Source organism: Microbacterium sp. CIAB417, from assembly GCF_022788845.1.
The window spans coordinates 307,992-332,495 of sequence record NZ_JAHZUT010000002.1 but is presented as its reverse complement, the minus strand read 5'-3'; the positions used below and the strand labels follow the sequence as shown (position 1 = coordinate 332,495).

The following is a 24,504-nucleotide window of genomic DNA, read 5'->3' as shown; positions in this document are numbered from 1 at the left end:
TCAGTGCTCTCCCTCGGGCTCGAACCACGTGGCATCCGGGCCGTCGACCACGATGTCCCAGCGGTAGCCCATCGAGAACTCGGGCACCGTGAGGTCGTGGTCGTAGGCGGCGATGAGGCGGTCGCGATCGCGCTGGTCGCGGATGGTGTTGTAGATCGGGTCGAGCGCGAACAGCGGGTCGCCGGGGAAGTACATCTGCGTGATCAGGCGCTGCGTGAATCCGCTGCCGAAGAGCGAGAAGTGGATGTGGGCGGGCCGCCAGGCGTTGATGTGGTTCTTCCACGGGTACGGACCGGGCTTGATGGTGGTGAAGGTGAAGCCGCCGTCGTCGCCCGTGATCGTGCGACCGGCGCCGGTGAAGTTCGGGTCCAGTGGGGCCGGATGCTGGTCGCGCTGGTGGATGTAGCGACCGGCCGCGTTGGCCTGCCAGATCTCGACGAGCTGGTTGGGAAGCGGCCGGCCCCAGCTGTCGAGCAGGCGCCCCGTGACGGTGATGCGCTCACCCTGCGGCTCACCGCGGTGCTGGAGCGTCAGATCGGACTCGATCTGGGCGACGTCTCGCTGTCCGTAGGCGGGCGAGAACAGCTCGATCGTCTCGGGATCGACGAGCCGCGGGTTCTTGGTGGGGTGGCGCAGCAGGCTCGAGCGGTACGGCGCGAAGTCGTAGAGCGTGGTGGGCACGTCCTCGCCAGCGGCCACGCGACGGGCGGCGTCGGCGTGAGCGTCCGCGATCTCCTGGTTGATCTTCGACTGCGTGGGCATGTCGGCCGAGGCCAACAGCGACTCGGGAGCCGCAGCCTGGGGCGGAGGGGTGGACATGGAACCGTCTCCTTCGACGTTCACGGGTGGGACCTCCAGCGTTACCCGACGCATCGAGCACCTTCTCTTCCACTCTCACTCAGTGAGAATGTGGGCCGCGGAGCGTCCTCGTCAGATCCTTCGCCGCCTGCACGACGAGCGGGGCGAGGCGCCTCTCATCGGCGCCGTCGAGGTGGGTGACGACGCCGAGCGCCGTGGCCGGAAGCCCCGAGACCGTGCCGAGAGCCGCGGCGACGGAGATGTTGCCCAGCGTCATCTCCTCGCGAGTCACGGCGTACCCGCGGCGCCGGGTGAGCGCGATCTCGGCCCGCAGCACCGCGGGGTCGGTGATCGAGTGCCGCGTCTCGGGCACGAGGGGAGCGGCGAGGTACGCGTCGAGCCATGCCTCGTCGCACGTCGCGAGCAGTGCACGACCCACACCCGTCGTGTGCAGCGGGTGGCGCCCACCGGCCCGGCCGAGGGTCGGCACCGAGGCTCGGCCTGTGATGCGGCCCGCGAACAGCACGACCGCCTCCGGCGGGGTCGGGGCATCGAGCACCGCCAGGTGGACGTTCTCCCCCGTCGCCTCGTACAACCGCACCAGGTGCGGCAGCGACTGCTCGCGCAGCCGCAGGGCGAGAGGCGAGAGCTCGCCGAGTTCCCACATCCTGGCGCCGACGGCGTACGCACGCGCCGAGGTGCGTTCGACGAGTCCCTCGTCGATGAGCTGCGCGAGGAGGCGGTGCACCGTGGAGAGGGGCAGGTCCGCGCGGCCGGCCAGCTCGGCGGCGGTGAGTTCGGGGGCGTCTTCGTCGAACGCCCGCATGAGCGTCATCGCCCGACGCAGCACGCCATCCGCCATGCCCTCACCCTAGCCGCGAGGGTTCGCGCGAGCTTGCGGGCCCGGCCCACCCGCTGCCGCCTGCCGCCGCCGGTGCCTGCGGTGCCTGCCCGGTGCCTGCGGTGCCTGCCTGGCGATGTCCCACTCTCTGCAGCGCATGTCCCACTTGCCGCAAGAATTCACCCCCAAACCTGCAGAAAGTGGGACATGCCTGACGGGGGCCTGCAGAAAGTGGGACATGCCGAGTCGGGCCCGCGGAAAGTGGGACATGCCGGGTGAAGGTGTGGCCGAAGCGGGGCATGCGGCCGACGGGATGCGTGAGATGGTGGCGGCATGGCCAACTCGCCCAGCGGCGACTCGATGACGGCACGCATCGTGCGTGTGCTCGAGACGTTCACCGCCGACCGCACGGTGCAGACGGCGGCGGAGATCGGCCGGCGCGCAGGGCTTCCCGCATCCACCGCGCACCGCATCGTCGACGACCTCGTCGCCGAGGGACTGCTCGAGCGCGACGAGGACCGCCGCATCCGCATCGGCATGCATCTGTGGGAGCTCGCGCTGCGCGGATCGACGGCGCTGCGGCTGCGGCAGGCGGCGCTTCCGGCGATGTCGGCGGTGCAGGACGCCATCCGTGAGCACACGCAGCTGGCCGTGCTCGAGGCCGACGAGGCGCTGTTCGTCGAGCGGCTCTCGCATCCGGATGCGGGCGCCAACATCACCCGCATCGCCGGGCGCCTCCCGTTGCACGCATCGTCCGCCGGGCTCGTGCTTCTCGCGCACGCCCCGGCCGCCCTTCGCGAGCGGGTGCTCGATGCGCCGCTGCGACGCGTGGCGCGCGAGACCGTGACGGATGCGGCGGAGCTGCGCCGCATCCTCACCCGCATCCGGCGCGACGCGTACGTGATCGCGCCGGGGTCGATCGAGTCGGTGTCGACGGGCGTCGCCGTGCCGCTGCGCGAGGAGGGCGAGGTCATCGCGGCACTCTCGGTCGTCCTGCCACGCGACGCCGATGCGGAGCTCGCCCTGTCACCGCTGCGGAAGGCCGCCGCCGAGATCGAGGCGGGACTGCGCGGCACCCGGGCCTGAACGCGCAGTGCTCGGGGTGCGGGCGATGGGCGGCGCTGCCCCTCGGGCGACGGCCGGCGGAGGGCTGCCCCGGCGGCGGGCGCCGCCACCCGCATCCGCCACACCTTTCCGCATCCGCCACAGTTCACAACTGCCGCACCTGCGCAAACGTGTGGCAGGTGCGCAAATGCGACGCAACTCGGGCACCCCACACACCCACGCCCGCACCACACCCAGCCCCACACAGCACCCGAGACCACAGCGAGTCCCATTCAACGGGAAGGTGAGGGGAGGATGCGGCGGCGCGGGGCACACTGGTGCGCAGCATCAACAGGCCCGTCGTCGAAGGAGACGTCATGACCGTTATCCGCACCCGCGTCGCCATCGTCGGCGCCGGTCCCGCCGGACTCCTGCTCTCGCACCTGCTCGCCGACGCCGGAATCGAGTCGGTCGTCGTCGACTCCCGCACGCGCGAGCAGATCGAGTCCACCATCCGCGCCGGCATCCTCGAACAGGGCACCGTCGACCTCCTCGTCGCAAGCGGCGCATCGACGCGCGTGCTCACCGACGGCAACCGGCACGACGGTATCGAGCTGCGCTTCGCCGGCGAGGGTCATCGCATCGACTTCCCCTCCCTGACCGGTCGCAGCGTCTGGCTCTACCCGCAGCACGAGGTGCTCAAGGACCTCGTCGCCACGCGGCTCGCGGCCGCACAGGATCTGCGTTTCGGGGTGCGCGTCGACGCCGTGGAAGACGCCGCATCCGATCGGCCGCGCGTCATCGGCGTGGATGCGGACGGGCAGCGCGTCGAGATCGAGGCCGAGTTCGTGGTGGGCGCGGACGGCTCGCGCTCGGTCGTGCGCCAGACGCTCGGCGGCTCGGCGGCCGGGTCGTTCCGCGAATACCCGTTCGCGTGGTTCGGCATCCTCTGCGAGGCCCCGCCGAGCTCTGAGGAGCTCATCTACAGCAACTCGGATGCGGGCTTCGCCCTCATCAGCCAGCGCAGCAGCACGGTGCAGCGCATGTACTTCCAGTGCGACCCCGAGGCCGACCCCGACGCACTGAGCGAGGCGCAGATCTGGGACGAGCTGCAGGCGCGTGTCCCGGGCACGACCCTCCACGAGGGGCCCATCTTCCAGCGAGACGTCCTGCGCTTCCGCAGCTTCGTGGCAGGCGAGCTGCGCCGCGGCCGCGTCGCACTCATCGGCGATGCGGCGCACACCGTGCCGCCGACCGGCGCGAAGGGCATGAACCTGGCCGTCGCCGACGTCGTGCTGCTCGACATCGCACTGCGCGCGCTGCTGCTCTCGGGCGACGAAGGGCCGATCGATGCCTTCTCCGAGACGGCGTCGCGGCGGATCTGGAAGGCCCAGCACTTCTCGTGGTGGATGACCAGCATGCTCCACCGTACCCCCGACGCATCCGACTTCGACCGCCGGCGACAGCTCGGGGAACTCCGCTCGATCATCGACTCGGATGCCGGTCGCACCTACCTCGCCGAGGCGTACACCGGCTGGCCGTTCGAGACCCGCATCGGCTGACCCGCGCGGCACGCGCACGCTCGCGCGTCGGCGCCCGGACCGGCTCCGCGGGGCCGCTCGCGGTACCGCGACATCCGCACGACCAACGCGACCCGCGCCGCCCCACAAGCCCCACCGCACACCATCCGCACCACGCATCGTGCACACGTCGCAGTAACGGCGCAGGCATCCGCCGCACGAAAGCGGACGCGGTGGCCGCGGGCCGGCAGGGTAGAGTCCGGTGCTCGTGAGCATCCAGACCCCCGGCGAGCGCCCGCACCGACGCGGCCACAGGCTCCTGCTGCTCGTCGCCGTGGCGCTCGTCGCCGCCAACATGCGCGCGACGATCACGGGTGTCGGCCCACTGCTCGAGGAGATCGCGGACGATCTCGGCACGACGACAGCGGCCCTCGGCTCACTCGCCGCGGTGCCCCTGCTCGCCTGGGCGATCGTTTCGCCGCTGACCCATGGCCTGTCACGTCGGTTCGGGATGTCGCGCGTGCTGCTCGTCGCCCTCGTCGCGCTGGGCGCGGGAACGGCCTGGCGGTCACTGCCGGGCACGGAGGTCAACCTGTGGCTGGGAACGGGCCTGATCGGCGCCTCCCTCGCCGTGGCCAACGTGATCATGCCGGCGGTGATCAAGCGCGACTTCCCGGGGCGCGTCCCGGTCATGATGGGCATGTACACGGCGCTGCTCGGCGGCGTGGGAGCCATCGCCTCGGCCGTCGTCGTGCCCATCTCGCATGCCGTGGACGATCCGGATGTCGGATGGCGCGTGGCATTGGCCGCGACCGCCGCCCTCCTGCCCCTCACGATCGCCCTCTGGGCATGGGCCCAGCACGGCCGCAGCCCGCGGACCGTGCCGGCGTCACCTGCGCCCGGCGTCTCGCGCAGCACGGGGATCTGGCGCGACCGCCTCGCCTGGCAGATCGCGGCCTACATGGGCGCGCAGTCGGCGTCGTTCTACATGCTCGTGACATGGATGGCCCCGCTCGCCGCATCCACCGGCAAGTCTCCCGTCGCCGCCGGCGTCGACGTCGCGCTGTACCAGATCCTCGGCGTCGTCGGTTCGTTCGCGGTCGCCTTCGCCCTGCAGGGACGCCTACGCCGCGCCGTGCCCGCGGCGCTCCCCCTGCTCGCGATCGCCGCCGCGATCGGCATGATCCTCGCGCCACAGCTGCTGACCGCGTGGGCCCTGATCTCGGGCCTGTCGGCGGGAGCGTCGCTGAGCATGTCGCTCACGCTGATGGCGCAACGCGCGAGGGACGCCGCCGCATCCTCCGCGCTCTCCGGGATGTCGCAGTCGGTGGGATACCTGCTCGCCGCCGCCGGCCCCATCTCCTTCGGCGCCCTCCACGCGCTGGACGGCGGCTGGACCGCGCCGCTGCTGCTGTACATCGCCGTGCTCGTCGGGCAGTGCGTGGTCGGTGTCTCGGTGGGACGCGACCGGTACGTGCTCGAGGGCCGCTGAGCGGATGTCGGCGGCGCCTGCGACGCTGAGAGCATGCGTGCGCAGCTGACCGCCGACCACGAGATCCCCGAGCGCGCCCCGCTGAGCGTGCACCCCGGCGAGCGGGTGACGGTCGGCGAGCGCGACACGGAGTGGCCCGCGTTCGTGTTCGTCACCGCAGCGAACGGATGCGGGGGGGGGTGCCGGCACGGCACATCGACATCGACGGCACGGCGGGGATGGTGCGCACCGGCTACGACACCACGGAACTGCCCGCACGGGCGGGTGATGTCGTGGAGATCCTCGCCGACGACGCGGAGAGCGGCTGGTCGTGGTGCCGCGATGCCACGGGCCGCGAAGGATGGGTTCCGAACCGCGCGCTCGCGCGGATGTCACCGCATCCGTAGCTCAGGAGAAATCCCTCCAACAGGACGATCCGCGGCGGCCCCTCCTGCACAGCGGAGATCTCCTGCCGAAGGGATGCGGGCCCCCGCGGCGCCCCACGTCTCCGCCGCGCCAGGCCCCCCCGGCGCCTCACGGAAAGGCGATGCGGCGGAGCAGGTCGGCCAACTGCACGCGCTCGGCGGCCGAGAGGTTTCCGTGCAGGTCGCGCTCCGCGGCCTCGGCGGCGGCGAGCGCACGTGCGTGGAGGGCGAGGCCCTCGGCGGTCGCGACCACGACGTTGGCGCGTCGGTCGGCGGGGTCGGGCCGACGTTCGATCAGCCCCCGGCGCTGCAGGTCGTCGACGAGGGCGACGACCTGGCTGGGATCGAGGCGCAGGAACTCGGCGAGTTCGCGCTGCGAGGGGCCCGCCGCGGTGTCGCAGGCCAGAGCCAGCACCGAGTACGACCGCACTTTCAGTCCGACGGCGGCGAGCGCCGCGTTGCCCGCGGCGAGCGAGAGGGCGTTGGCGCGGGCGAGCAGGAAGCTGACGTCGTCGGCGAGCTGGGCGCGCGCGTCCGATCGCGCTGCGGCTTCCTCGCTCTTCGCCATGGATCGATCCTAACAAAAGGTGGGGGAAACAATAATTGACAATTTCAACTAGTCCGGTTTCAATGAGAGCACGAACGAAGGAGTCCCCCATGTCCCTCGACGGCAAAGTCGCCATCGTCACCGGATCCGGCCGCGGCCTCGGCCTCGCCTACGCACAGGAGCTCTCCCGTCGGGGTGCGCGCGTCGTCGTGAACGACGTGGATGCGGCCACCGCCGCCGAGGCGGTCGAATCGATCGAGCGCGAGGGAGGCCAGGCGGTCGCCGTCGTCGCCCCCGTAGGCTCCTCCGAGACCGCGAAAGAGCTCGTCAGCACCGCGGTCGACACCTACGGCCGTCTCGACATCCTCGTCACCAATGCCGGCGTCCTGCGCGACACCGTGCTCTGGAAGATGAGCGACGAGGCCTTCGACACCGTCATCGACGTGCACCTGCGCGGCACCTTCACCTGCGTCCGCGAGGCCGCCACCTACATGCGCGAGAACGAGATCGCGGGCCGCATCATCTGCATCGGCTCCCCCACCGGGCAGCGCGGCAACTTCGGACAGACCAACTACGCCGCCGCCAAGGCCGGCATCGTCGGCATGGTGCGCACCTGGGCGCTCGAGCTGAAGAAGGCCGGCATCACCGCCAACGCGGTGATCCCCGTGGCAGCCACCGCCATGACGGCGACCCTGCCCTACTTCGCCGCCGCGGTCGAGGCGGATGCGGCGGGCGAACCCATGCCCGCGTTCTACCGCCACGACCTCGGCTTCGGCACCTCCGACGACGTCTCCGGCCTCATCGCCTTCCTCGCCTCGGATGCGGCGGCGAACATCTCCGGCCAGGCGATCGGCGTCGGCGGCGACCGCATCCAGCTCTGGTCGCACCCCGAGCCCGTCGTCACCGCCTACCGCGAGGGCGGGTGGAGCGCCGAAGCCCTGGAGTCGGAGTTCGCCGACCTGGTCGGCGACAACCTGCAGTCGGTCGGCGAGCGCTTCCCCGCGCTCCCCGAAGAGCTGCAGCGCCCCCGCCCCTGAGACTCGAGGGGCCCGGCCCGCTCGGGCCCCTCGCACCACGCATCCCCGACGACGAGGAACGCCGATGACCACGCGCTACGAACCCGCGATCGACCTGTCCGCCATCACGGCGATCGACGTGCATGTGCACATCGAGGTCGACGCGCACGGCCACTCCTCCCTTCCCGACGATCTGGCCGAGGCTGCATCCGCCTACTTCAGCGCCGACGCCGGCCGCCCCGACCTGGACTCGGTGGCCGCGTATTACCGCGAGCGCTCCATGGCCGCGGTCGTGTTCACCGTGGACGCGCAGACGGCGCTGGAGCACCCGGCGCTCTCCAGCGAGGAGATCGCGGAGGGCGCGGCGCGCAACAACGACGTGCTCATCCCGTTCGGCTCGGTCGACCCGCGTCAGGGCCAGGCCGCGATCGATCGGGCACGGCACCTGATCGAAGACTACGGCGTGCGCGGCTTCAAGTTCCACCCCACGGTGCAGGGCTTCGACCCGAGCGATGAGCAGTACTTCCCGCTGTACGAGACACTGCAGGCGGCCGGCGTCGTGGCGCTCTTCCACACGGGGCAGACTGGGATCGGCGCCGGGATGCGGGGCGGCCGCGGCTTCCGCCTCGCCCTGTCGAATCCGATGCTGCTGGACTCGGTCGCCGCCGAGTTTCCCGACCTGCAGATCATCATGGCCCACCCCTCGGTGCCGTGGCAGGACGAGGCGATCTCGGTCGCGACCCACAAGCACAACACCTGGATCGACCTGTCGGGCTGGAGCCCGAAGTACTTCCCGCCGCAGCTCGTGCGAGCGGCGAACTCGTTTCTGAAAACCCGCATCCTGTTCGGCTCGGACTTCCCGCTGCTCACCCCCGACCGGTGGCTGCGCGACGTCGAGCAGATCGAGATGAAGCCCGAGGTCATGCCCGGCATCCTCAAGCACAACGCCGCGCGACTGCTCGGGCTCGGGTAGACCATGCTCCCGAGACTGCGCAGCGAAGCGCCTTTCGGTCACGATCCGCTCGGGTTCGCCGACGCGACGCTCAGCGAGGGCGCCCGGGCGGCCCTGGCCCGCCTCGATGACACCCTGCGTGCCGAGGTCGCGCCGCTCCTGCCCGCCGCGTGGGAGAGCGCGACGCTGCCGGACGCCGTCATCGACGCCCTCGCACCACTCGATCTCATGCAGCCCGTCGGCGTGGAGCCTGCGGAGGCCGCATCCTCCGTCTTCTCCGGATACCGGGCCTTCGTCCTCGCCCGCACCGACGTCTCGGTCGCGACGGCGTACAACGCGCAGTCGGGACTGTTCCGCACCGCGGTGCGCCGCGGGGGCTCCCCCGAGCAGGTGGCCGCGCTCGACGACGCGATCCGCAGTTTCGCGCTGCGGGGCGTCTTCGCGTTGACCGAGCCCGACCACGGGTCCGACATCGCCGGCGGACTCGCCACGACCGCGACCCGTGCGGGCGACGGATGGGTGATCGACGGCGCGAAGCGATGGATCGGCGGGGCCGACACCGCCGACGTGCTCGTCGTGTTCGCGCGCGCCGCCGACGACGGCGAGGTCAAGGCGTTCCTCGTACCCCGGGATGCGCCGGGCGTCACCTTGACCCGCATCGAGGGCAAGGTGTCGCTGCGGCCCATGCAGAACTTCGACATCCGCCTCGAGGGAGTGCGCGTGGACGAGAGCGCCCGCCTCCAGCGTGTCGACAGCTGGCGCGACGTGGCCGAGATCCTGCGGGCGCTGCGCTCGGATGTGGCCTGGATCGCGACGGGCCTCCAGGCGGGCGCCCTCGATGCGGCGGTCGCGTACGTGCGCGAGCGGGAGCAGTTCGGCTCGCCGCTGGGCGGGTTTCAGCTCGTGCAGGAGAAGCTCGCCCGCATCCTCGGCAACCTCACCGCATCCCTCGGCATCGTCACGCGCCTGTCCGCGCGGCAGGATGCGGGCGTACTGCGCGACGAGGACTCGGCGCTCGCGAAGATGCAGACCGCCCGCCTCGCCCGCGAGAGCGTCGCGCTCGCCCGCGAGGTGCAGGGCGGCAACGGCATCCTCCTCGAGCACGGCGCCGCACGGTTCTTCGCCGACGCCGAGGCCGTCTACTCCTACGAGGGCACGCACGAGATGACCGCGCTCATCGTCGGGCGCGGGCTCACCGGCTCCTCCGCCTTCGTCTGAACATCCACCGAAAGGAACCCACCATGACCACGACCGCCGCATACGCCGACGCCGCATCGCTCGCGGGCACCGACCTCGGCTTCACCGACTGGCTCGAGGTGACCCAGGACCGGGTGAACCTCTTCGCGGACGCGACCGACGACCACCAGTGGATCCACGTCGACCCGGATCGGGCGAAGGAGGGCCCCTTCGGCGGCCCGATCGCACACGGCTTCCTTTCGCTGTCGCTGACCGTGAAGTTCTGGTCCGAGCTCTTCGACCTCGACGGCGTCAGCACCAAGGTGAACTACGGCCTCGACAAGGTGCGCTTCGTCTCGCCCGTCGCCATCGGCGCCCGCATCCGCGGCGGGGCTGTGATCGCCGAGGTCACCGAGGTGCCCGGCGGATACCAGTTCGCCGTCGACCAGACGATCGAGATCGAGGGCGCCGCCAAGCCCGCGGTCGTCGCGCGCGGGCTTTACCGCTTCTACGCCTGACCCATCCCCACGGGGCTCCGCCCCGAACCCGCCACCACGAGGATGCAACGATGCATGATCACGGACTGGGATCCTGGATCACCAAGAGAAGACTGAAGAACCCCGAAAAACCGGCGATCATCGTCGACGGCGGCGAGACGCTGTCGTACGGCGAGCTCGCCGACGCCGTCGATCGCACGGCGGCCGTGCTGCGCGCGCGCGGGATCGGCAAGGCGGATGCGGTGGCCTACCTCGGAGAGAACAGCCCGGCGTTCCTGCAGGTACTTTTCGCCTGCGCCCGGCTCGGGGCCGTGTTCGTGCCGGTCAACACGCGCCTCGCGGCGCCGGAGATCCAGCATGTGCTGACCGACTCGGGCGCCCGCGTGCTCATCCACGACCCGGAATTCGCCGAGCGCATCATCCCCGGGATCGAGGCCGCATCCATCGGCGAGGTCATCCTCACCGGGGAGGGCATCTCGCACCATCCGGGCCTGTCCGCGCTGGTGCGCGAGGCCGACGGCACCTCGATCGGCACGACCGAGGTCACGCACGAGGACCCGGCCGCGATCGTGTACACCTCGGGCACGACGGGTCGCGCGAAAGGCGCGGTGCTCACCCACGGCAACCTCACCTGGGTCGCCCTGAACTGCATCATCGACTACGACGTGGTCTCGACCGACATCGCGCTCATGATCTCGCCGCTGTTCCACGTGGCCTCGCTCGGCATGGGCGCGCTGCCGGTGGTCCTCAAGGGCGCGACGCTCGTGCTGGAGAAGGGCTTCGATGCCGGCCGCGCGCTGATGCTGATCGAACGTCACCGCGTCACGATGCTCAGCGGTGTGCCCACGACCTACCAGTTGATGGCGGATCACCCGGACTGGCCCACGACCGACCTGTCGAGCCTGCAGAAGCTGACGTGCGGCGGTTCGGCCGTGCCGACCCGCATCCTCAACGCCTTCGAGGCGCGCGGACTGTCGTTCTCGCAGGGCTACGGCATGACCGAGACCTCCCCGGGTGCCACATCCCTGGCCCCGGCGATGACCCGCGCGAAGCAGGGCAGCGTCGGCCTGCCGCACTTCTTCACCGACGTGCGCGTGACCGACGACACCGGCGCCGTCGTGCCCGCCGGCACCGTGGGGGAGATCGAGATCGCGGGACCCAACGTGTTCCCGGGGTACCACGGGCTCCCCGACGAGACCGCCGCCGCCTTCCGCGAGGGCGGTTGGTTCCGCTCCGGCGACCTCGGCTACCTGGACGAGGACGGCTACCTGTTCATCTCCGACCGGCTGAAGGACATGATCATCTCCGGCGGCGAGAACATCTATCCCGCCGAGGTCGAGAACCTCATCAACGACATCCGCGGGATCTCCGGAGTCGCGGTCATCGGGGTGCCCGACGAGCGGTGGGGCGAAGTCCCCTGGGCCGTGGTGACCGTCAAGGAGGGCGCAGAGGTGACGACCGAGTCCGTGCGCACCCAGCTCGACGGCGTACTCGCCCGGTACAAGCTGCCCAAGAACGTGGTGGTCGTCGAGGATCTGCCCCGCACCGCATCCGGCAAGGTCCGCAAGGCCGCCCTGCGGGAGCTCTTCGGCCGGAAGCGCTGATCGTGTCGCTGCTGTCGCGTCCCGCCGTCGCACGATTCGTCGCGCGTCGGCTGCAGAAGGCGATGCCGCGCATGATGGCGGCACAGGCGGGAGGGGTCGACCCGCGCGAACGTCTGCCGGAGTTCACCGCCGAGCGGCGCGAGCTCATCATCCCCGCCGATCCGCCCGCGCCCGTCGTGATCTATCGCGCGGATGCGGTGGCCACCCCCGGCGTGCACGTGAACTTCCACGGCGGCGGCTACATCCTCGGCCAGCTGCACGGCGACGATGCCCTCTGCCGCGCGATCGCGAGCCGGGCGGGCGTCGTGGTGGTCGATGTCGACTACGTGGTGGCGCCTCAGCATCCGTTCCCGGCCGCCGTGCACCAGGCGATGCGGGTCGTGCAGTGGGTCATCGACAACGCCGAGGCGCAGGGGTGGGACGCCACGCGGCTCACGGTCGGCGGACAGAGCGCGGGCGGCGCGATCGCCGCCGCGGTCGCGCGCCAGGCGTTGGATGCGGGCGGTCCCCGCATCCGCCTGCAGGTGCTGCACTACCCGCCGCTGGATCTCACGGTCCCCGCGGCCGGGAAGCACTCGCCGCTCGCGAAACCCCTCCTGCGTCCCTGGATGTCCCAGGTCTTCGACAGCTCCTACGTGCCCGATCCGGCCACCCGCGCCGATCCCCTCGTCTCGCCGGCGGGCGCGTCGGATACCGCCGATCTCACCGGGATCGCGCCGGCCGTCGTCATCGCCGCATCCGACGACATCCTGCGCGACGAGGACGAGCGCTACGCTCGGCGCCTCGAGCGCGCGGGCGCCCTGGCGGAGTTCTGGCAGGTCGAGGGCGCCGACCACGGCTACGACGGTGGCGATGACACGCTCGCCCGGGAGAACTACCTGCGCATCGCGGCACACATCCGCGCCGCGCAGGTGTGACGGCTCGCCCGCTCAGCGTTCCTCGGACTCGGGCTTCTTCCGGATGACGTCTGCGAGCGGATCGACGGGCAGACCATCCCCGATCTGCGACGTGGGCTTGACGTCCCGGTGAGGGTGTGTGGGTGCGCCGCGGCCGAGGTACGCATCGCTGTAGGGGTCGGAGGCGTACAGGGTCTCGCTCTCGAGCCTCTTCCTGCGGTGGGGTCGGAACGAGAGCAGTGACACCGCGCCCAGAGCGAGAACCGCTACGACGATTACCACCCAGAGCGGGAGCCGCCACGCGAAGGCGATGGATGCCCAATACAGCCCGAAGCCACCGAGCACGATCGCGACGATGAGCGCCCGCCGCCAGTGATAGAGCGCCATGCTCCACGGTAACCCGCCATCCCCACACTCACCAGGATCTACGCTCACCCCTCACGTCGGCGCAGAAGCACGAGCACGGTGGAGGCTGCGGCCGGATCGTCGACATAGACCTGTGCGGTGTACTCCCCCGCGCCCGGCAGCTCGATCTCGGCGAGCTCGCCGGAGAGGAAGCTCCCGAATCGCACCGACGGCGTCGGCAACGACAGGGTGCGCTCGAACACCTTCTCACCCTGCGGTGCGACGTCATCCGTGATCCGCACCCGGACGGTCACGTCGCCGTCGAGGCCCTCCCGTGTCGCCACCATGATCGCGGAGGCGGTCGCGACGGCCGGCTCGTCGCCTGTCAGCCACTCGGGAAACTCCGCACCCTCCGAAGCGAACAGCACGACCTGCGCGTGCAGCGGCGAGCCCGAACTCGTGCAAGGCCAGCCGGCGGCAGCCCGGGAACCCACCAACGGGCAGGTTCTGCAGGAGTTCGGGCACGACTCAGCCGCATCCGCTCCCACCGGCGGCGCTCCGCACAGACTCGGGCCGTTCCGGCTGAGTTGTGCCGGCCCGCTGTGCCCACACCCCGCATCCGCGCCCGAACTCCTGCAAGGCCAGCCGGCGACACCCCGGGAACCCACCAATGGCCGGGTTCTGCAGGAGTTCGGGCACGGCTCAGCCGCATCCGGCCCCACCGGCGGCGGCCCACACCGACCCGGCCGTTCCGGCTGAGTAGTGCCGACCCGCTGCGTCCAGACACCACATCCGCGCCCGAACTCCTGCAAGGCTAGCCGGCGACACCCCGCGAACCCACCAACGGGCAGGTTCTGCAGGAATTCGGGCACGGCTCAGCCGCATCCGGCCCCACCGGCGGCGCTCCGCACAGACTCGGGCCGTTCCGGCTGAGTTGTGCCGACCCGCTGTGCCCGCATCCACGTCCGCGCCCCAACTCCTGCAAGACCGGCATCCGACGCCCGGAACCCGCTCGGGCAAGCGGGTTCTGCAGGAGTTCGGGCACGGCGCAGCCGCATCCGGCCCCACCGGCGGCGCCCCACACCGACCCGGGCCGTTCCGGCTGAGCTGTGCCGCCGACCCGAGGCCCGCAGACCCGAGGCCCGAGCACCGGGACCCGAGGATCAGTCGCCGGGAAGCGCGGCCGCCAGGGCCTCTGCGGCCGCCGCCGACCAGGCGGCCCGGCGCGCGCGGTAGATCTCCGTCGTCCGCTGGGCGGGCCAGTCCTCACCGAGGTAGTCGAACGGCAGGCGGGGGTCGCTGCGCAGCAGCTCCAGCCAGTCGGCGACGAGCATCGTCAGCGCGGCCAGCGGCGGGGCCTCGATCGTCTCGGCCGTGTTCCACTCCATGGCGAAGCGCTCGTGCGCGGCACGGATGCGGGCGAGGTCCCACGCGGTGCGCGCCGCATCCGCGACCGGGAAGGCGGCGAGGTCCCGCGCGCGGAACGCGATGACCGCGCCCGCCGGCAGTTCGTCCTTCAGGCCGCCGAGGGCGGCGACCAGGTCGACCTCTCCCGGCGCGATCCACAGGCCGTCTCGCACCGCGGCGAACCCCTCCCACGCGAGCGCCGCGCGCAACCGGTGGCGAAGCGTGCGCTGGTCCTCGGGCACCGTGAAGGTTACGAGCGTCCAGCCGCTGCCGACCGGGTCGAACGGATGCGGCGAGTGCACGCGTTCCGAGGCCTCTTCGAGCACCGCGCGCCCCTGATCGGTGAGGGCGAACTCGACGCCCCGACCGACCCGTGCGCGCGAGAGCAGCCCGGTGACGGCCATCCGGTCCAGGGCCGCCCTCGTGGTGGGAGCGGCGACCCCCGCGCTCTCGAGCACGTCGAGGTAGAAGCTCGCGCGCACGGGGCGGGAGATCCCCCGTTCGAGGAGTTCGCCCAGCAGCGCGAGCAGCAGACGCTGCGGCGCGCGCTGGGTCGCTTCGACCTCCCGCGAGAGGGATTGCACCGATGTCACCGACATATCATGCGGCAGGCCGGACGGCCTCGCCGCGCTTAGCGCGCTGGATCTGCTCGTATACATGCGTGCGCAGCTCGGTGAAGCGGGGCAGCGCGCGCGTCGTGATCTGGTCACGCTCGGGCGCGAGGTCGATCACCAGATCCTCCTGCACCCACGTCGGCGACTTCGAGAGCACGACGACGCGCTCGCCGAGGTAGACCGACTCGTCGATGTCGTGCGTCACGAACAGGATCGACATGCCGCGCTCGAGGTGCAGGCGCCGCACGAGGTCTTCCAGGTCGGCGCGCGTCTGCGCGTCGACCGCCGCGAAGGGCTCGTCCATGATGAGCACCTCGGGCTGGTAGGCGACGGCGCGCGCGATCGCGACGCGCTGCTGCATGCCACCGGAGAGCTGCCACGGGTAGCTGTCGGCGGCGTGGTCGAGACCGACGGCGCGCAGCGCGTCGTCGATGAGGGAGTTGCGCTCGCTCTTCGAGAGCTTCTTGTGCTTCAGCGGCAGCGCGACGTTGCCGCGCACCGTGAGCCACGGGTACAGGCTGCGCCCGTACTCCTGGAACACGAGCGCCATGTTCGGCGGCGGCGCGGTGACCTGCTTGCCGTCGAGCACCACGCTTCCCGCGGTGGGACGCAGGAGCCCCGAGATGCACTTGAGCAGCGTCGTCTTGCCGCATCCGGACGGACCGACGATGCACACCAGCTCGCCGCGGCGCATCGAGAAGTCGATGTCGCCGATCGCCTCCACGACGCCCGTCGAGGACTCGTAGACCTTCTTCAGGTGCTCGACCTGCAGGAGCGTCTCAGGCACGCTCGACCTCCTTGATTCCGTGGTACCAGCGCAGGACCCTGCGCTCGACGATGGTGAAGATGACCGACAGGATGACGCCGACCAAGCCGAGCAGCACGATGCCGCTCCACATTTCCGCGATGAGGTAGTTGCGCTGGAAGTAGGCGATCTGGAACCCGAGGCCCGACGAGGAGAAGAACATCTCGGAGATCACCATCATGATCAGCGCGACGGACAGCGTCTGACGCACACCGGCCATGATGCGTGGGCTCGCCGCCGGCAGCACGAGCGAGAACAGGCGCTGTGCGGGAGTCAGCGAGAACGACCTGGCCGTCTCGGTCATGACCGAGTCCGTGCCGCGCACCCCGTCGACGGTGTTCAGCAGGACGGGCCAGAGCGACCCGAAGACGATCACGACGATCTTCATGTTGTCGGTCACGCCCAGCAGGGCCACGAAGACCGGGATCAGCACGGGCGGGGGGATCGCGCGGAAGAACTCCAGCAGCGGCTCGGCGAGCTCGCGCAGCCACCGCGTGAGTCCGATGAGGGTTCCGAGGGCGACACCGATCGCGATCGCCAGCACGATCGCCAGCGCCAGGCGCGTCAGGCTCGGCACGACGTCGGTGAGAAAGGCTGGACCCACCCAGGTCTTGACGAAGGCCTCGGCGATCCGCCCCGGCGCGGGGAAGAACTTACCCGGAGCCACCGTGCCCCACACGCCCCAGATGATCAACAGGACGATGGGCAGGGCGAGCGCGTAGACCGTGCTCGTGGCCAGGCGGGCCCACACCCGCGGCGGGCGCGGCGGCGTGCGGACGGTGCTCGTGTACAGGGTCACAGCACTTCCTCCCCTCGCACCGACTGGTGCCAGGCGAGCGCGCGGCGCTCGATCATGCGGAAGACGAGGTTGATGATCAGGCCGAGCAGGCCCGTCACGATCACGACGGCGTAGACCGTGGCGATGTTGCCGTTGCTGGCCGCCTTGATGATCACCTGGCCGAGACCGGGGTTGCTGATCGTCATCTCGGCGGTGATGGCCAGGATGAGCGCGACGGATGCGGCGAGACGCAGCCCGGTGAAGATGTAGGGCAGCGCGGTCGGCAGCACGAGCGAGCGCAGTTGCGCCCCACGCGTGAGACCGTAGCTGCGCGCGGTGTCGCGGGCGACCGTGTCGATGTCGGCGACGCCGTAGAGCACCTGGACGAACACCTGCCAGAAGCAGGCGTACACGATGATCACGAGCGCCGCCGGAATCTGGATGCCGTAGGTCAGGATCGCGAGCGGGATGAGGGCGACCGAGGGGATGGGGCGCAGGAACTCCACCGTCGTGTTGGTTGCGCGACGCAGCACCGGCACGAGACCGATGAGCCCGCCGAGCAGGATGCCGAGCACCGAGGCGATCGCGAGACCGATCGCCCATGCGGTCAGGGTGCGCCCGACATTGCGCCAGAACTCGAGGTCGCCCGCCATCGTGCCGAGGCGCGTGAAGGTGTCGACGGCCGAGGGCAGTTGCGACGGATTGATGAGTCCGGCAGCGGAGATGAGCTGCCAGATGCCGAGGAACACGACGACACCGATCAGTCCGAGCAGCGGAGCTCGGAACGAACGTCGGCGTCGACGACGCGGCACGACGACCGTCGACGTGTGCACCGGCGCAGGCGGGGCGAGGGTCATGGGGAGCCTTCCAGAGGGGATGCGGGGGATGCGGCGCGTGCCGCATCCCCCGCTCGGGATCACTGCGGCTGGATCAGCTTCGTGAAGTCGGGCTCCGCGTCGATGTACTTGTACTGCACGGCGAGGGCTGCGAGCTTCTCGATGCCGGCGTCGTCGAGGTCGGAGGTGAAGTTCGGCAGCGTGATGCCCGCGGCCGCGGCCTCCGGGATCTCGAGGTTCTTCACGATCGCGGCGCGCACGGCGTCCTCGTTGTCGGTCGCGTACTGCTGCGCCTCGGCCATCGCCGCCGCGTAGTCGGCGACGAGCTGCGGGTCGGCGTCGATCTTCTCCTGGGTGGTGAAGTTCGTGAGCACCGTCAGGCCCGGGATGGTCGCCTGGTACGGCGAGACGACGTCGACACCACCGCCGGAGACGACGAGGCCGCGGAACGGGTCGGGCACCCAGCCGGCGTCGATGTTGCCCGCCTCGAGCTGTGCCTTCACGTCGGGGAAGGCGACCTCGACGAACTGGATGGTGGACGAGTCGCCGCCGGCGTCGTCGACGGCCTTGCGGATGGTGAGGTCACCGGCGGCACCGATGCTGTTCACCGAGACGCGCTTGCCGGCGAGGTCGGCGGGGCTCGTGATGCCCGAGTCACCGAGAGCGACGACGGAGTTGACGTCCTCGCCGTCGGCAAGGCTCGACGCGTAGTTGCTGAAGATCACGACACCGAGATCCTGGAGAGCTGCGCGGATCGGGCCCATGGGCTGACCGATCGCGAAGTCGATGTCGCCGCTGAGCAGTGCGGGGATGGCCTGCGCACCGCCCTGGGCGGGGACCACCTCGACGTCGAGGCCGTGGTCCTCGAAGATTCCCGCGTCGATGGCTGCCCAGAGGGCCCCCGTCTCGGCGATCGGGAGAGCGGCGACGCGCACCTGGCGCATCTCGCCGCCGCCGGCGGTGGAGTCGCCCGAGGGGGACGTGGCGGGCGCGGCGGAATCGGTGCAACCGGACAAGGTCAGAGCGGCCACGGCGGCAAGCGCGACGGCGGCAAGGGTCTTCTTCATCGAAGTGCCTCTCAGTGACGGGTAAGCAGGACGCCAACGCGAAGCATCCGTCACGCGGAGTCACCACCTCGAGTCCCCGACGCGTCGGCACCGCAGCGTGCTGACTCCCTCATGGTGCGGGGTTGAGCAGGTCAAAGTCAAGAGATTCGTGACGCCCGTTTGATTTTCGTTTAATACGTGTCGGGCGTCAGTGTCTGATTCCCGAGCCCGCTCCATTCACGGGGATGCATAATCGGTGCAGACGAAGGGGTCTGAATGATCGCCGAACCGCGCAGCGAGTTCGTAGGCCGCAGGGCCGAGCTCGACACGATCGGCACACTGCTGCGCACCGGCCGCCTCGTCCGGTTCGAGCTCGATGGCGCCCCCGAGCGCGCACTGAACAACACCGGACGCGGATTCGAGCGCCTGCCGGTTCGCGTCATCCCGGCCTGACACACGGATGCGGGCGGCCCCCGCGAAGGGACCGCCCGCATCCGTCGTCATCAGAGCGGGTACTGTCCCGGCTCGCGACGCATCGTGATCCAGCGGGTCTCGGTGAACGCGTCGATGTTCGCCTGCGCACCCCCGTGGCGAGATCCGGTACCGGAGGCTCCGACGCCGCCGAAGGGCGAGTTCGCCTCGTCGTTGACCGTCTGGTCGTTGATGTGCACGATGCCGGTCGGGATCCGCTTGGCGAGGTCGTACGCCTTCATGGCGTCGCGGCTGACGATTCCCAACGACAGCCCGTAGTCGGTCGCGGCGGCCAGCTCGACGGCTTCGTCGTCGGTCGCGAAGGAGACGACCGAGGCGACGGGACCGAAGACCTCATCACAGTACGCGCTCGCATCCTGCGGGGGGTTCGCCAGCACCGTCGGGCGGTAGAACAGCTGCTCATAGGTACCACCGGCCGCGAGGCGGGCCCCTTGGGCCACGGCGTCCTGCACAAGTGTGTGCACGCGGTCCCGCTGCGTCTCGTCGATGAGGGGTCCGAGGTGCACTTGCCCTGCCGCGGGGTCGCCGACGACCATCGAGTCCGCCTTCGCCGCGAGCTTCGCGACGTACTCGTCGAACAGCGATTCGTGGACGATGTGTCGGCCCACCGTCATGCAGATCTGGCCCTGGTGCAGGAACGCGCCCCACGTGGCCAGGTTGACCGCCTGGTCGACGTCGGCGTCCTCGCGTACGAGGAAGGCGGAGTTGCCGCCGAGCTCGAGGTGCGCGCGGGTGAGGTGGCGTCCGGCGAGCTCGCCGACGGCGCGCCCGGCACGCGTCGACCCCGTGAAGGCCACCACGCGCACGTGCGGGTCGGCCACCATCGCCTCGCCGACCTCGGCGCCGCCGGGCACGAGCTGCAGGATGCCCTTGGGTAGGCCCGCCTCCTCGAAGATGCGCACCATCGAGACGCCGCCGGTCACGACCGTGCGGGGGTCGGGCTTGAGCAGCACGGCGTTTCCGAGCGCGAGAGCCGGCGCGACCGCGCGGATGCCGAGGATGAGCGGAACGTTGAAGGGCGAGATGACGCCTACGACGCCGACGGGAACCTGCTGCGCGAGCGAGAGGCGGGGCTCCTCGCTGGAGAGGATGGTGCCGAGCGGCGCCGAGGGCAGCGACGACGCCTCGTAGCACTCGGCGGCGGTCACGTGCAGCGCGAACCCGGCCAGCGGCGGGATGGCGCCGACCTCGCGGATGTTCCACCCCATGATCTCTTCCGCGTGCTGCTCCCACAGCTGCGCGGCCTTGCGCAGCACGGCGGCACGGGCGGGGTGCGGCAGGGCCGCCCACTCCCGCTGCGCGCGGGCAGCGGATGCGGCGGCGCGCGCGACATCCGCGGCGTCCGCCATGCCGACCTGAACGAGCGTCTCACCGGTGGCGGGCTCGATGGAGGCGAGGGAACCCCCGCCGCCTTCGACCCACTCACCGTCGAGGTAGATGCGTCCCGCGAAGACGTCGGGATCGATCAGTGTGGCGGTGTCCTGCATTGCGGTCGACATCGTCGTCACCTTTCCGGGCTTCCCTGCCCTATACGTGTGAATACATCCTGAGCGACGCGGGGTCCGCGCGCAATGGGAGACGGATCGCCGGTTCAGCCCGTCGCGCGGGCCAGGCGGTGGGACCTGCGGCCGGGGATACTCTCCGCCCACCCACGACGGATGACCCCGATCGCGTCCCGCGCGAGCGCGAGGCCGTCCGCGTACGGTGTGCGCCAGATCGAGAGCACGTCGGCGGCGCCGCCGGCGAGCGGCCGCGAGAACGCTTCGACGCCCCACCGGCCGCGGTAACCCGCATCCAATGCCTCTCGCACGAGACCGGGCACGTCCACCGCGCCGCTCTCCAGCGCTCCTCGACCGGACTGGCCCAGCTCGAGGTAGCGCAGGCGCGGCATCGCGGTGCGGATGGCCTGCACGGCGTCCGCCTCCTCGATCGCCATGTGGAAGCTGTCGAGGTGGACGCCGAGGTGGGCGGATCCGCTCGCGGCGATGTAGTCCATCGCCTGGGTCGCCGTATTGAGCGCCGCCTCCTCGTAGCGGTTCAGCACTTCGAACGTCATCTGGATGCCGCGTTCGGCCGCCTCGTCCGCGACGGCTCCCACGGCGCGCGCGCTCTCGGCGAGAAGCGCCGGGTCGACCGGGTGCGACGGACGCCCGAAGAGCCCGTACGGCACCCCGTTCAGCTGGTCTGCGCCCAGCCGCTCTGCGAACCGCGCACTCTCGCGCAGCAGCTCGATCCCCGCCCGACGCACGTCGGCGTCGGGCGAGGAGACGTCGGCGTCCGGCGTCTGCCCGCACATGGCGATCGGCGCCATCCCGGTGCGCACGAACGCATCCGCGAGAGCGTCGGCATCGGTCGAGGCCGCATCCAACGGCGGAAGCACGGCGCGACGGTAGCCCATCTCCCGCAGGTCGTGCAGCACCGGCACCAGCTGCGCCGGTGCCAGCTCGGGCGTGATCGCCGAGAGGTGGCACGCGAGGTCGAGGTCCATGACGCGCCTCAGAACACCGGCAGATCGAGCCGCTGCTTGAACACCGAGTAGCCGTCATCGACACTCACGACAGTGCCGTTGATCGCGTTCGCCTCGTCGGAGGCCAGGAACGCGACGACATCCGCGATCTCCTCCGGTGCGGTGAGGGTGTTGCGCAACTGCTCCGAGGCGAAGGTCGCGCGCAGCTCGTCGCTGAACTGATTGATGATCGGGGTTCCGACCCGTCCCGGCGTGATCGCGACGGCGCGGATGCCGTACTGCGCGAGTTCGTACGCGGCGGAGCGGGTGAACGAGATGACGGCGGCCTTGGCGGCGCTGTACGAGAACGAGAGCTCCGCCGCCTGCTGCCCGTAGATCGACGACGTGCTGATGATGACCCCGCCGGTCCCCTGCTTCCGGAACTGGCGGCCGGCCGCGAGGATGCCGTAGTAGACGCCGTCCTGATCGATGCGGATCATCGGCTCGTAGTCGACCGCGGGATCGTGCTCGAGCAGCGGCTTGCCGCCGGCGATACCCGCGTTGTTGAAGATGACGTCGAGCGAGCCGAAAACCTCGACGGTCCGCGCGACGGCGGCCTCCACGTCCTCATAACGGGAGACGTCGGTGCGCACAGCCGCGACCGAGCCGGTGAGGCCGAGGCCCTCGAGTTCCGTGACGACCTGGTCGGAGCGCGCCAGGTCGACATCGGCGATCATGACCTTCGCGCCCTCGCGGAGGAACTTCTCGACGGTCGCACGACCGATGCCGCTGCTGCCACCCGTGATGAGGGCGGTCTTCGATTCCAGTCGCATGTGCGACCTCCATCCATGTCTGGGGTGGGGCGGGGCGCTCTCAGCACCCCGCCCCGAGGGGTCAACCGAGCTTGTCGGAGGGGGTGATGCTGTCCGCGTTGTCGATGGTCACGAGGGTCGTGGCGACCGCGTCGAAGCGCGAGGAGGGCAGGGTGCCGTCCTTGCGGAAGGCCTCGATGTCGCCCACGACCGTGTCGAGGATGCTGGGCCAGGGCTGCTCGATGGTCGCGAGGAACGGCCCGCCGGCCTTGATCGCGGCGATGGCCTCGCTCGTCGCGTCGACGCCGGTGACCTTCGCCTTCGAGCCCGCCTCGCTGACCGCCTGCGCGGCGCCGAGCGCCGCGTCGTCCCAACCGACCCAGACGCCGTCGAGGCCGCCGGGGTTCGCCGACAGGTAGTCCGCGACGAGCGACAGCGCCTCGGTGCGTCCGGTCGCCGGAGAGGCGACCTTCTGGATGTCGCCGCCGGCGATGTTCGCGCCCGCTGCGGTCAGCGCCTTCTCGGCGAGGCTGGCCCGCAGCCGGATGCCGGGGTGCGGGTCGTGTCCGATCACCATGATGTTCTTGCCCTTCAGGCCTCCGAGCGCCTCATCCAACGCGCCGACGGTCTGATCGACGATGCCCTGCTGATCGGCGGTGACGTTGATCGCGAACGCGTCGTTCTCCTCGGTCGCGGAGTCGATCGCGAAGATCGGGATGTTCGCGTCCTTGGCGGCGGTGACGATCGAGCCGATCGAGGCGACATCGGTGTAGCCGTCGAAGATCGCGTCGGCGCCCTGCCCGATGGCGCTCTCGACCGCGGGGTTCATCTTCTGGAAGTCGAAGTCGCCCTGGATGACGGTGAGGTCCCAGCCGAGTTCGTCGGCCTTGTCCTGCACGGCCTTGACCCACCAGCCACCCACCGGCGTCTGGTTGCCGGAGGTGAAGGCGATCACCTTGAAGGTGTCGTCACCGCCGCCCCCCGAGCCGCCCGATGAGCATCCGGTCAGGGCGAGGGCCGCTGCGGCGGCCACGGCCGCGAGGGCCTTGAATGATGTGCGCACGTGTTACTCCTTTGTGTTCGTGGCGTGGTGATGGTGCGCGGTCGTCGGGCGACCGCTTCGGGAAAGCGGATTCGGAGCGTCAGCGCTCGCGGTGGCGCAGCGACGACAGCGTCACCGCGGCGATGATGATGAGGCCCGTCACGACCTGCTGGACGTAGGCGTTGACGCCCAGGATGTTCAGACCGTTGCTCATGACGCCGATGATCGCGACGCCGACCATGGTGCCGCCGAGATTCGCGGCGCCCGAGCGGACCACCGTCATGCCGAGGAAGACGGCGGCGACGGAGAACATCATGTTGTCGCTGCCCTGCACGGCGCTCGCACTACCCAGACGTGCCGCCAGCAGCACGCCGCCGAGCGCCGAGATCGCGCCGGCCGCCGTGAACGCGATGAGCCGGGCCCGACGCACGTTGATGCCCGACAGGCGCGAGACCTCGACGTTGCCGCCGGTCGCGTACCAGCGCCGACCCATCGTGGTGAAGCGCAGGACGAACCACAGCAGCAGCGAGATGACGATCGCGATGTAGACCGGGATCGGAATCTCGAACAGCTTCCCCTGCCCCATCGAGTTGAACTCCGGGGGCAGGTTGAACAGGGTCGTCCCCGCGGTGACGAGGTAGGCCAGACCCACGACCGATGTCATCGTGGCGAGCGTCGCGACGAAGGCGGAGAGATTCACGTAGGCGATCAGCAATCCGTTGACGAGCCCGACGAGCAGGCCCACCAGGATCGCGACGGCGACCGCGACGGTGACGGGGACGCCGTTGATCATCATGGATGCGGCGACCGCGCCCGCGAGCGCCGACGTGGCACCCACCGACAGGTCGAAGTCGCCGACGACCATGACGATGGTCTGCGCCCCGGCGATGATCGCGAGGATCGACACCTGGTACAGGATGTTCTTCACGTTCGTGAACGTCAGGAACACATCGGGGCGCATCGCGAAGAAGAAGACGACGAGCACGATGAGGGCGACGACCGTGCCGCCGTGGAGGAAGATGCGCCCGAACGACTCGGCGCGCGCGGTCACGATGCTGCGCGTGGTGAGCGTGGGGTCCGTGGTGGTGGCCATG

The 24,504-nt window shown here is 70.4% G+C and carries 26 protein-coding genes; 11 read left to right on the top strand and 15 right to left on the bottom strand.

Annotated elements, in window-relative coordinates; all coding sequences use genetic code 11:
- Entirely contained in the window at positions 1-819 is an 819-nt protein-coding gene (gene pcaH, locus KYX17_RS08330) for a protocatechuate 3,4-dioxygenase subunit beta (protein WP_243226538.1), read from the bottom strand.
- A 79-nt stretch (positions 820-898) separates the two neighbouring features.
- On the bottom strand, positions 899-1,660 hold the full coding sequence (locus KYX17_RS08325; protein WP_243226537.1) for an IclR family transcriptional regulator: 762 nt from the start codon (positions 1,658-1,660) through the stop codon (positions 899-901).
- A gap of 312 nt (positions 1,661-1,972) precedes the next feature.
- Here KYX17_RS08325 and KYX17_RS08320 point away from each other — a divergent pair, with 312 nt between their 5' ends.
- The 4 genes from KYX17_RS08320 (at position 1,973) to KYX17_RS08305 (ending at position 6,081) form a co-directional block, all read left to right on the top strand.
- Positions 1,973-2,725: an IclR family transcriptional regulator gene (locus KYX17_RS08320; RefSeq protein ID WP_243226536.1), complete on the top strand. Its 753-nt coding sequence runs from the start codon at positions 1,973-1,975 to the stop codon at positions 2,723-2,725.
- Positions 2,726-3,060: 335 nt separating this feature from the next.
- On the top strand, positions 3,061-4,245 hold the full coding sequence (locus KYX17_RS08315; protein ID WP_243226535.1) for a 4-hydroxybenzoate 3-monooxygenase: 1,185 nt from the start codon (positions 3,061-3,063) through the stop codon (positions 4,243-4,245).
- A 226-nt stretch (positions 4,246-4,471) separates the two neighbouring features.
- Entirely contained in the window at positions 4,472-5,695 is a 1,224-nt protein-coding gene (locus KYX17_RS08310) for an MFS transporter (protein ID WP_243226534.1), read from the top strand.
- Between the two features lie 179 nt (positions 5,696-5,874).
- Positions 5,875-6,081 carry an SH3 domain-containing protein gene (locus KYX17_RS08305; RefSeq protein WP_243226533.1) on the top strand — a complete coding sequence of 69 codons (207 nt, stop codon included), beginning with the start codon at positions 5,875-5,877 and terminating at the stop codon, positions 6,079-6,081.
- Positions 6,082-6,208: 127 nt separating this feature from the next.
- Here the strand turns inward: KYX17_RS08305 and KYX17_RS08300 are convergent, their stop codons facing one another.
- A complete protein-coding gene (locus KYX17_RS08300; protein ID WP_243226532.1) occupies positions 6,209-6,667 on the bottom strand; it encodes a MarR family winged helix-turn-helix transcriptional regulator in 459 nt (152 codons plus the stop codon).
- Positions 6,668-6,756: 89 nt separating this feature from the next.
- Between KYX17_RS08300 and KYX17_RS08295 the strand changes: the two genes are divergently transcribed.
- From KYX17_RS08295 to KYX17_RS08270, 6 genes are all read left to right on the top strand, one after another.
- Positions 6,757-7,683, top strand: a complete 927-nt coding sequence (locus KYX17_RS08295) for an SDR family NAD(P)-dependent oxidoreductase (RefSeq protein ID WP_243226531.1) — start codon at positions 6,757-6,759, stop codon at positions 7,681-7,683.
- Between the two features lie 64 nt (positions 7,684-7,747).
- On the top strand, positions 7,748-8,635 hold the full coding sequence (locus KYX17_RS08290) for an amidohydrolase family protein (RefSeq protein WP_243226530.1): 888 nt from the start codon (positions 7,748-7,750) through the stop codon (positions 8,633-8,635).
- A gap of 3 nt (positions 8,636-8,638) precedes the next feature.
- Positions 8,639-9,832, top strand: a complete 1,194-nt coding sequence (locus KYX17_RS08285) for an acyl-CoA dehydrogenase family protein (RefSeq protein ID WP_243226529.1) — start codon at positions 8,639-8,641, stop codon at positions 9,830-9,832.
- A gap of 23 nt (positions 9,833-9,855) precedes the next feature.
- Complete coding sequence (locus KYX17_RS08280) at positions 9,856-10,308, top strand: MaoC family dehydratase (RefSeq protein WP_243226528.1); 453 nt, start codon at positions 9,856-9,858, stop codon at positions 10,306-10,308.
- A 50-nt stretch (positions 10,309-10,358) separates the two neighbouring features.
- Entirely contained in the window at positions 10,359-11,891 is a 1,533-nt protein-coding gene (gene menE, locus KYX17_RS08275; RefSeq protein ID WP_243226527.1) for an o-succinylbenzoate--CoA ligase, read from the top strand.
- 2 nt (positions 11,892-11,893) lie between these two features.
- On the top strand, positions 11,894-12,808 hold the full coding sequence (locus tag KYX17_RS08270) for an alpha/beta hydrolase fold domain-containing protein (protein ID WP_243226526.1): 915 nt from the start codon (positions 11,894-11,896) through the stop codon (positions 12,806-12,808).
- Positions 12,809-12,820: 12 nt separating this feature from the next.
- Here KYX17_RS08270 and KYX17_RS08265 read toward each other — a convergent pair whose 3' ends face one another.
- From KYX17_RS08265 to KYX17_RS08235, 7 genes are all read right to left on the bottom strand, one after another.
- Complete coding sequence (locus KYX17_RS08265; RefSeq protein WP_243226525.1) at positions 12,821-13,174, bottom strand: hypothetical protein; 354 nt, start codon at positions 13,172-13,174, stop codon at positions 12,821-12,823.
- Positions 13,175-13,218: 44 nt separating this feature from the next.
- Complete coding sequence (locus KYX17_RS08260) at positions 13,219-13,560, bottom strand: hypothetical protein (RefSeq protein WP_243226524.1); 342 nt, start codon at positions 13,558-13,560, stop codon at positions 13,219-13,221.
- 735 nt (positions 13,561-14,295) lie between these two features.
- The gene (locus tag KYX17_RS08255; protein ID WP_243226523.1) at positions 14,296-15,132 is read right to left on the bottom strand and encodes a PaaX family transcriptional regulator C-terminal domain-containing protein; all 837 of its coding nucleotides are present in this window, start codon (positions 15,130-15,132) and stop codon (positions 14,296-14,298) included.
- A gap of 7 nt (positions 15,133-15,139) precedes the next feature.
- The gene (locus KYX17_RS08250; RefSeq protein WP_243226522.1) at positions 15,140-15,940 is read right to left on the bottom strand and encodes an ABC transporter ATP-binding protein; all 801 of its coding nucleotides are present in this window, start codon (positions 15,938-15,940) and stop codon (positions 15,140-15,142) included.
- Positions 15,933-16,757, bottom strand: a complete 825-nt coding sequence (locus tag KYX17_RS08245; protein ID WP_243226521.1) for an ABC transporter permease — start codon at positions 16,755-16,757, stop codon at positions 15,933-15,935. Before KYX17_RS08245 ends, KYX17_RS08250 begins: the two co-directional genes overlap by 8 nt.
- Positions 16,754-17,593, bottom strand: a complete 840-nt coding sequence (locus KYX17_RS08240; RefSeq protein WP_243226520.1) for an ABC transporter permease — start codon at positions 17,591-17,593, stop codon at positions 16,754-16,756. Before KYX17_RS08240 ends, KYX17_RS08245 begins: the two co-directional genes overlap by 4 nt.
- 59 nt (positions 17,594-17,652) lie before the next feature.
- Positions 17,653-18,639 carry an ABC transporter substrate-binding protein gene (locus KYX17_RS08235; protein WP_243226519.1) on the bottom strand — a complete coding sequence of 329 codons (987 nt, stop codon included), beginning with the start codon at positions 18,637-18,639 and terminating at the stop codon, positions 17,653-17,655.
- A 255-nt stretch (positions 18,640-18,894) separates the two neighbouring features.
- On the opposite strand from KYX17_RS08235, the gene KYX17_RS08230 reads away from it, so the two are divergent.
- Positions 18,895-19,071, top strand: a complete 177-nt coding sequence (locus tag KYX17_RS08230) for a hypothetical protein (RefSeq protein ID WP_243226518.1) — start codon at positions 18,895-18,897, stop codon at positions 19,069-19,071.
- A gap of 50 nt (positions 19,072-19,121) precedes the next feature.
- On the opposite strand, the gene KYX17_RS08225 is transcribed toward KYX17_RS08230, so the two are convergent.
- The 5 genes from KYX17_RS08225 to KYX17_RS08205 form a co-directional block, all read right to left on the bottom strand.
- The gene (locus KYX17_RS08225; protein WP_243226517.1) at positions 19,122-20,609 is read right to left on the bottom strand and encodes an aldehyde dehydrogenase family protein; all 1,488 of its coding nucleotides are present in this window, start codon (positions 20,607-20,609) and stop codon (positions 19,122-19,124) included.
- A gap of 92 nt (positions 20,610-20,701) precedes the next feature.
- The gene (locus tag KYX17_RS08220) at positions 20,702-21,598 is read right to left on the bottom strand and encodes a sugar phosphate isomerase/epimerase (RefSeq protein WP_243226515.1); all 897 of its coding nucleotides are present in this window, start codon (positions 21,596-21,598) and stop codon (positions 20,702-20,704) included.
- Positions 21,599-21,606: 8 nt separating this feature from the next.
- Complete coding sequence (locus KYX17_RS08215; protein ID WP_243226514.1) at positions 21,607-22,389, bottom strand: SDR family NAD(P)-dependent oxidoreductase; 783 nt, start codon at positions 22,387-22,389, stop codon at positions 21,607-21,609.
- 61 nt (positions 22,390-22,450) lie between these two features.
- Complete coding sequence (locus KYX17_RS08210; RefSeq protein WP_243226512.1) at positions 22,451-23,431, bottom strand: sugar ABC transporter substrate-binding protein; 981 nt, start codon at positions 23,429-23,431, stop codon at positions 22,451-22,453.
- A 79-nt stretch (positions 23,432-23,510) separates the two neighbouring features.
- Positions 23,511-24,503 (bottom strand): ABC transporter permease, encoded by a 993-nt coding sequence (locus KYX17_RS08205; RefSeq protein WP_243226510.1) that lies wholly within the window; start codon positions 24,501-24,503, stop codon positions 23,511-23,513.
- Position 24,504: the final 1 nt, after the last annotated feature.

Coding starts and splice junctions, on each gene's coding strand:
- KYX17_RS08240 (WP_243226520.1), bottom strand. CDS start 17,593: ATGACCCTCGCCCCGCCTGCGCCGGTGCACACGTCGACGGTCGTCGTG.
- KYX17_RS08230 (WP_243226518.1), top strand. CDS start 18,895: ATGATCGCCGAACCGCGCAGCGAGTTCGTAGGCCGCAGGGCCGAGCTC.
- KYX17_RS08225 (WP_243226517.1), bottom strand. CDS start 20,609: ATGTCGACCGCAATGCAGGACACCGCCACACTGATCGATCCCGACGTC.
- KYX17_RS08320 (WP_243226536.1), top strand. CDS start 1,973: ATGGCCAACTCGCCCAGCGGCGACTCGATGACGGCACGCATCGTGCGT.
- KYX17_RS08280 (WP_243226528.1), top strand. CDS start 9,856: ATGACCACGACCGCCGCATACGCCGACGCCGCATCGCTCGCGGGCACC.
- KYX17_RS08325 (WP_243226537.1), bottom strand. CDS start 1,660: ATGGCGGATGGCGTGCTGCGTCGGGCGATGACGCTCATGCGGGCGTTC.
- KYX17_RS08220 (WP_243226515.1), bottom strand. CDS start 21,598: ATGGACCTCGACCTCGCGTGCCACCTCTCGGCGATCACGCCCGAGCTG.
- KYX17_RS08215 (WP_243226514.1), bottom strand. CDS start 22,389: ATGCGACTGGAATCGAAGACCGCCCTCATCACGGGTGGCAGCAGCGGC.
- KYX17_RS08235 (WP_243226519.1), bottom strand. CDS start 18,639: ATGAAGAAGACCCTTGCCGCCGTCGCGCTTGCCGCCGTGGCCGCTCTG.
- KYX17_RS08265 (WP_243226525.1), bottom strand. CDS start 13,174: ATGGCGCTCTATCACTGGCGGCGGGCGCTCATCGTCGCGATCGTGCTC.
- KYX17_RS08290 (WP_243226530.1), top strand. CDS start 7,748: ATGACCACGCGCTACGAACCCGCGATCGACCTGTCCGCCATCACGGCG.
- KYX17_RS08300 (WP_243226532.1), bottom strand. CDS start 6,667: ATGGCGAAGAGCGAGGAAGCCGCAGCGCGATCGGACGCGCGCGCCCAG.
- KYX17_RS08285 (WP_243226529.1), top strand. CDS start 8,639: ATGCTCCCGAGACTGCGCAGCGAAGCGCCTTTCGGTCACGATCCGCTC.
- pcaH (WP_243226538.1), bottom strand. CDS start 819: ATGTCCACCCCTCCGCCCCAGGCTGCGGCTCCCGAGTCGCTGTTGGCC.
- KYX17_RS08295 (WP_243226531.1), top strand. CDS start 6,757: ATGTCCCTCGACGGCAAAGTCGCCATCGTCACCGGATCCGGCCGCGGC.
- KYX17_RS08315 (WP_243226535.1), top strand. CDS start 3,061: ATGACCGTTATCCGCACCCGCGTCGCCATCGTCGGCGCCGGTCCCGCC.
- KYX17_RS08205 (WP_243226510.1), bottom strand. CDS start 24,503: ATGGCCACCACCACGGACCCCACGCTCACCACGCGCAGCATCGTGACC.
- menE (WP_243226527.1), top strand. CDS start 10,359: ATGCATGATCACGGACTGGGATCCTGGATCACCAAGAGAAGACTGAAG.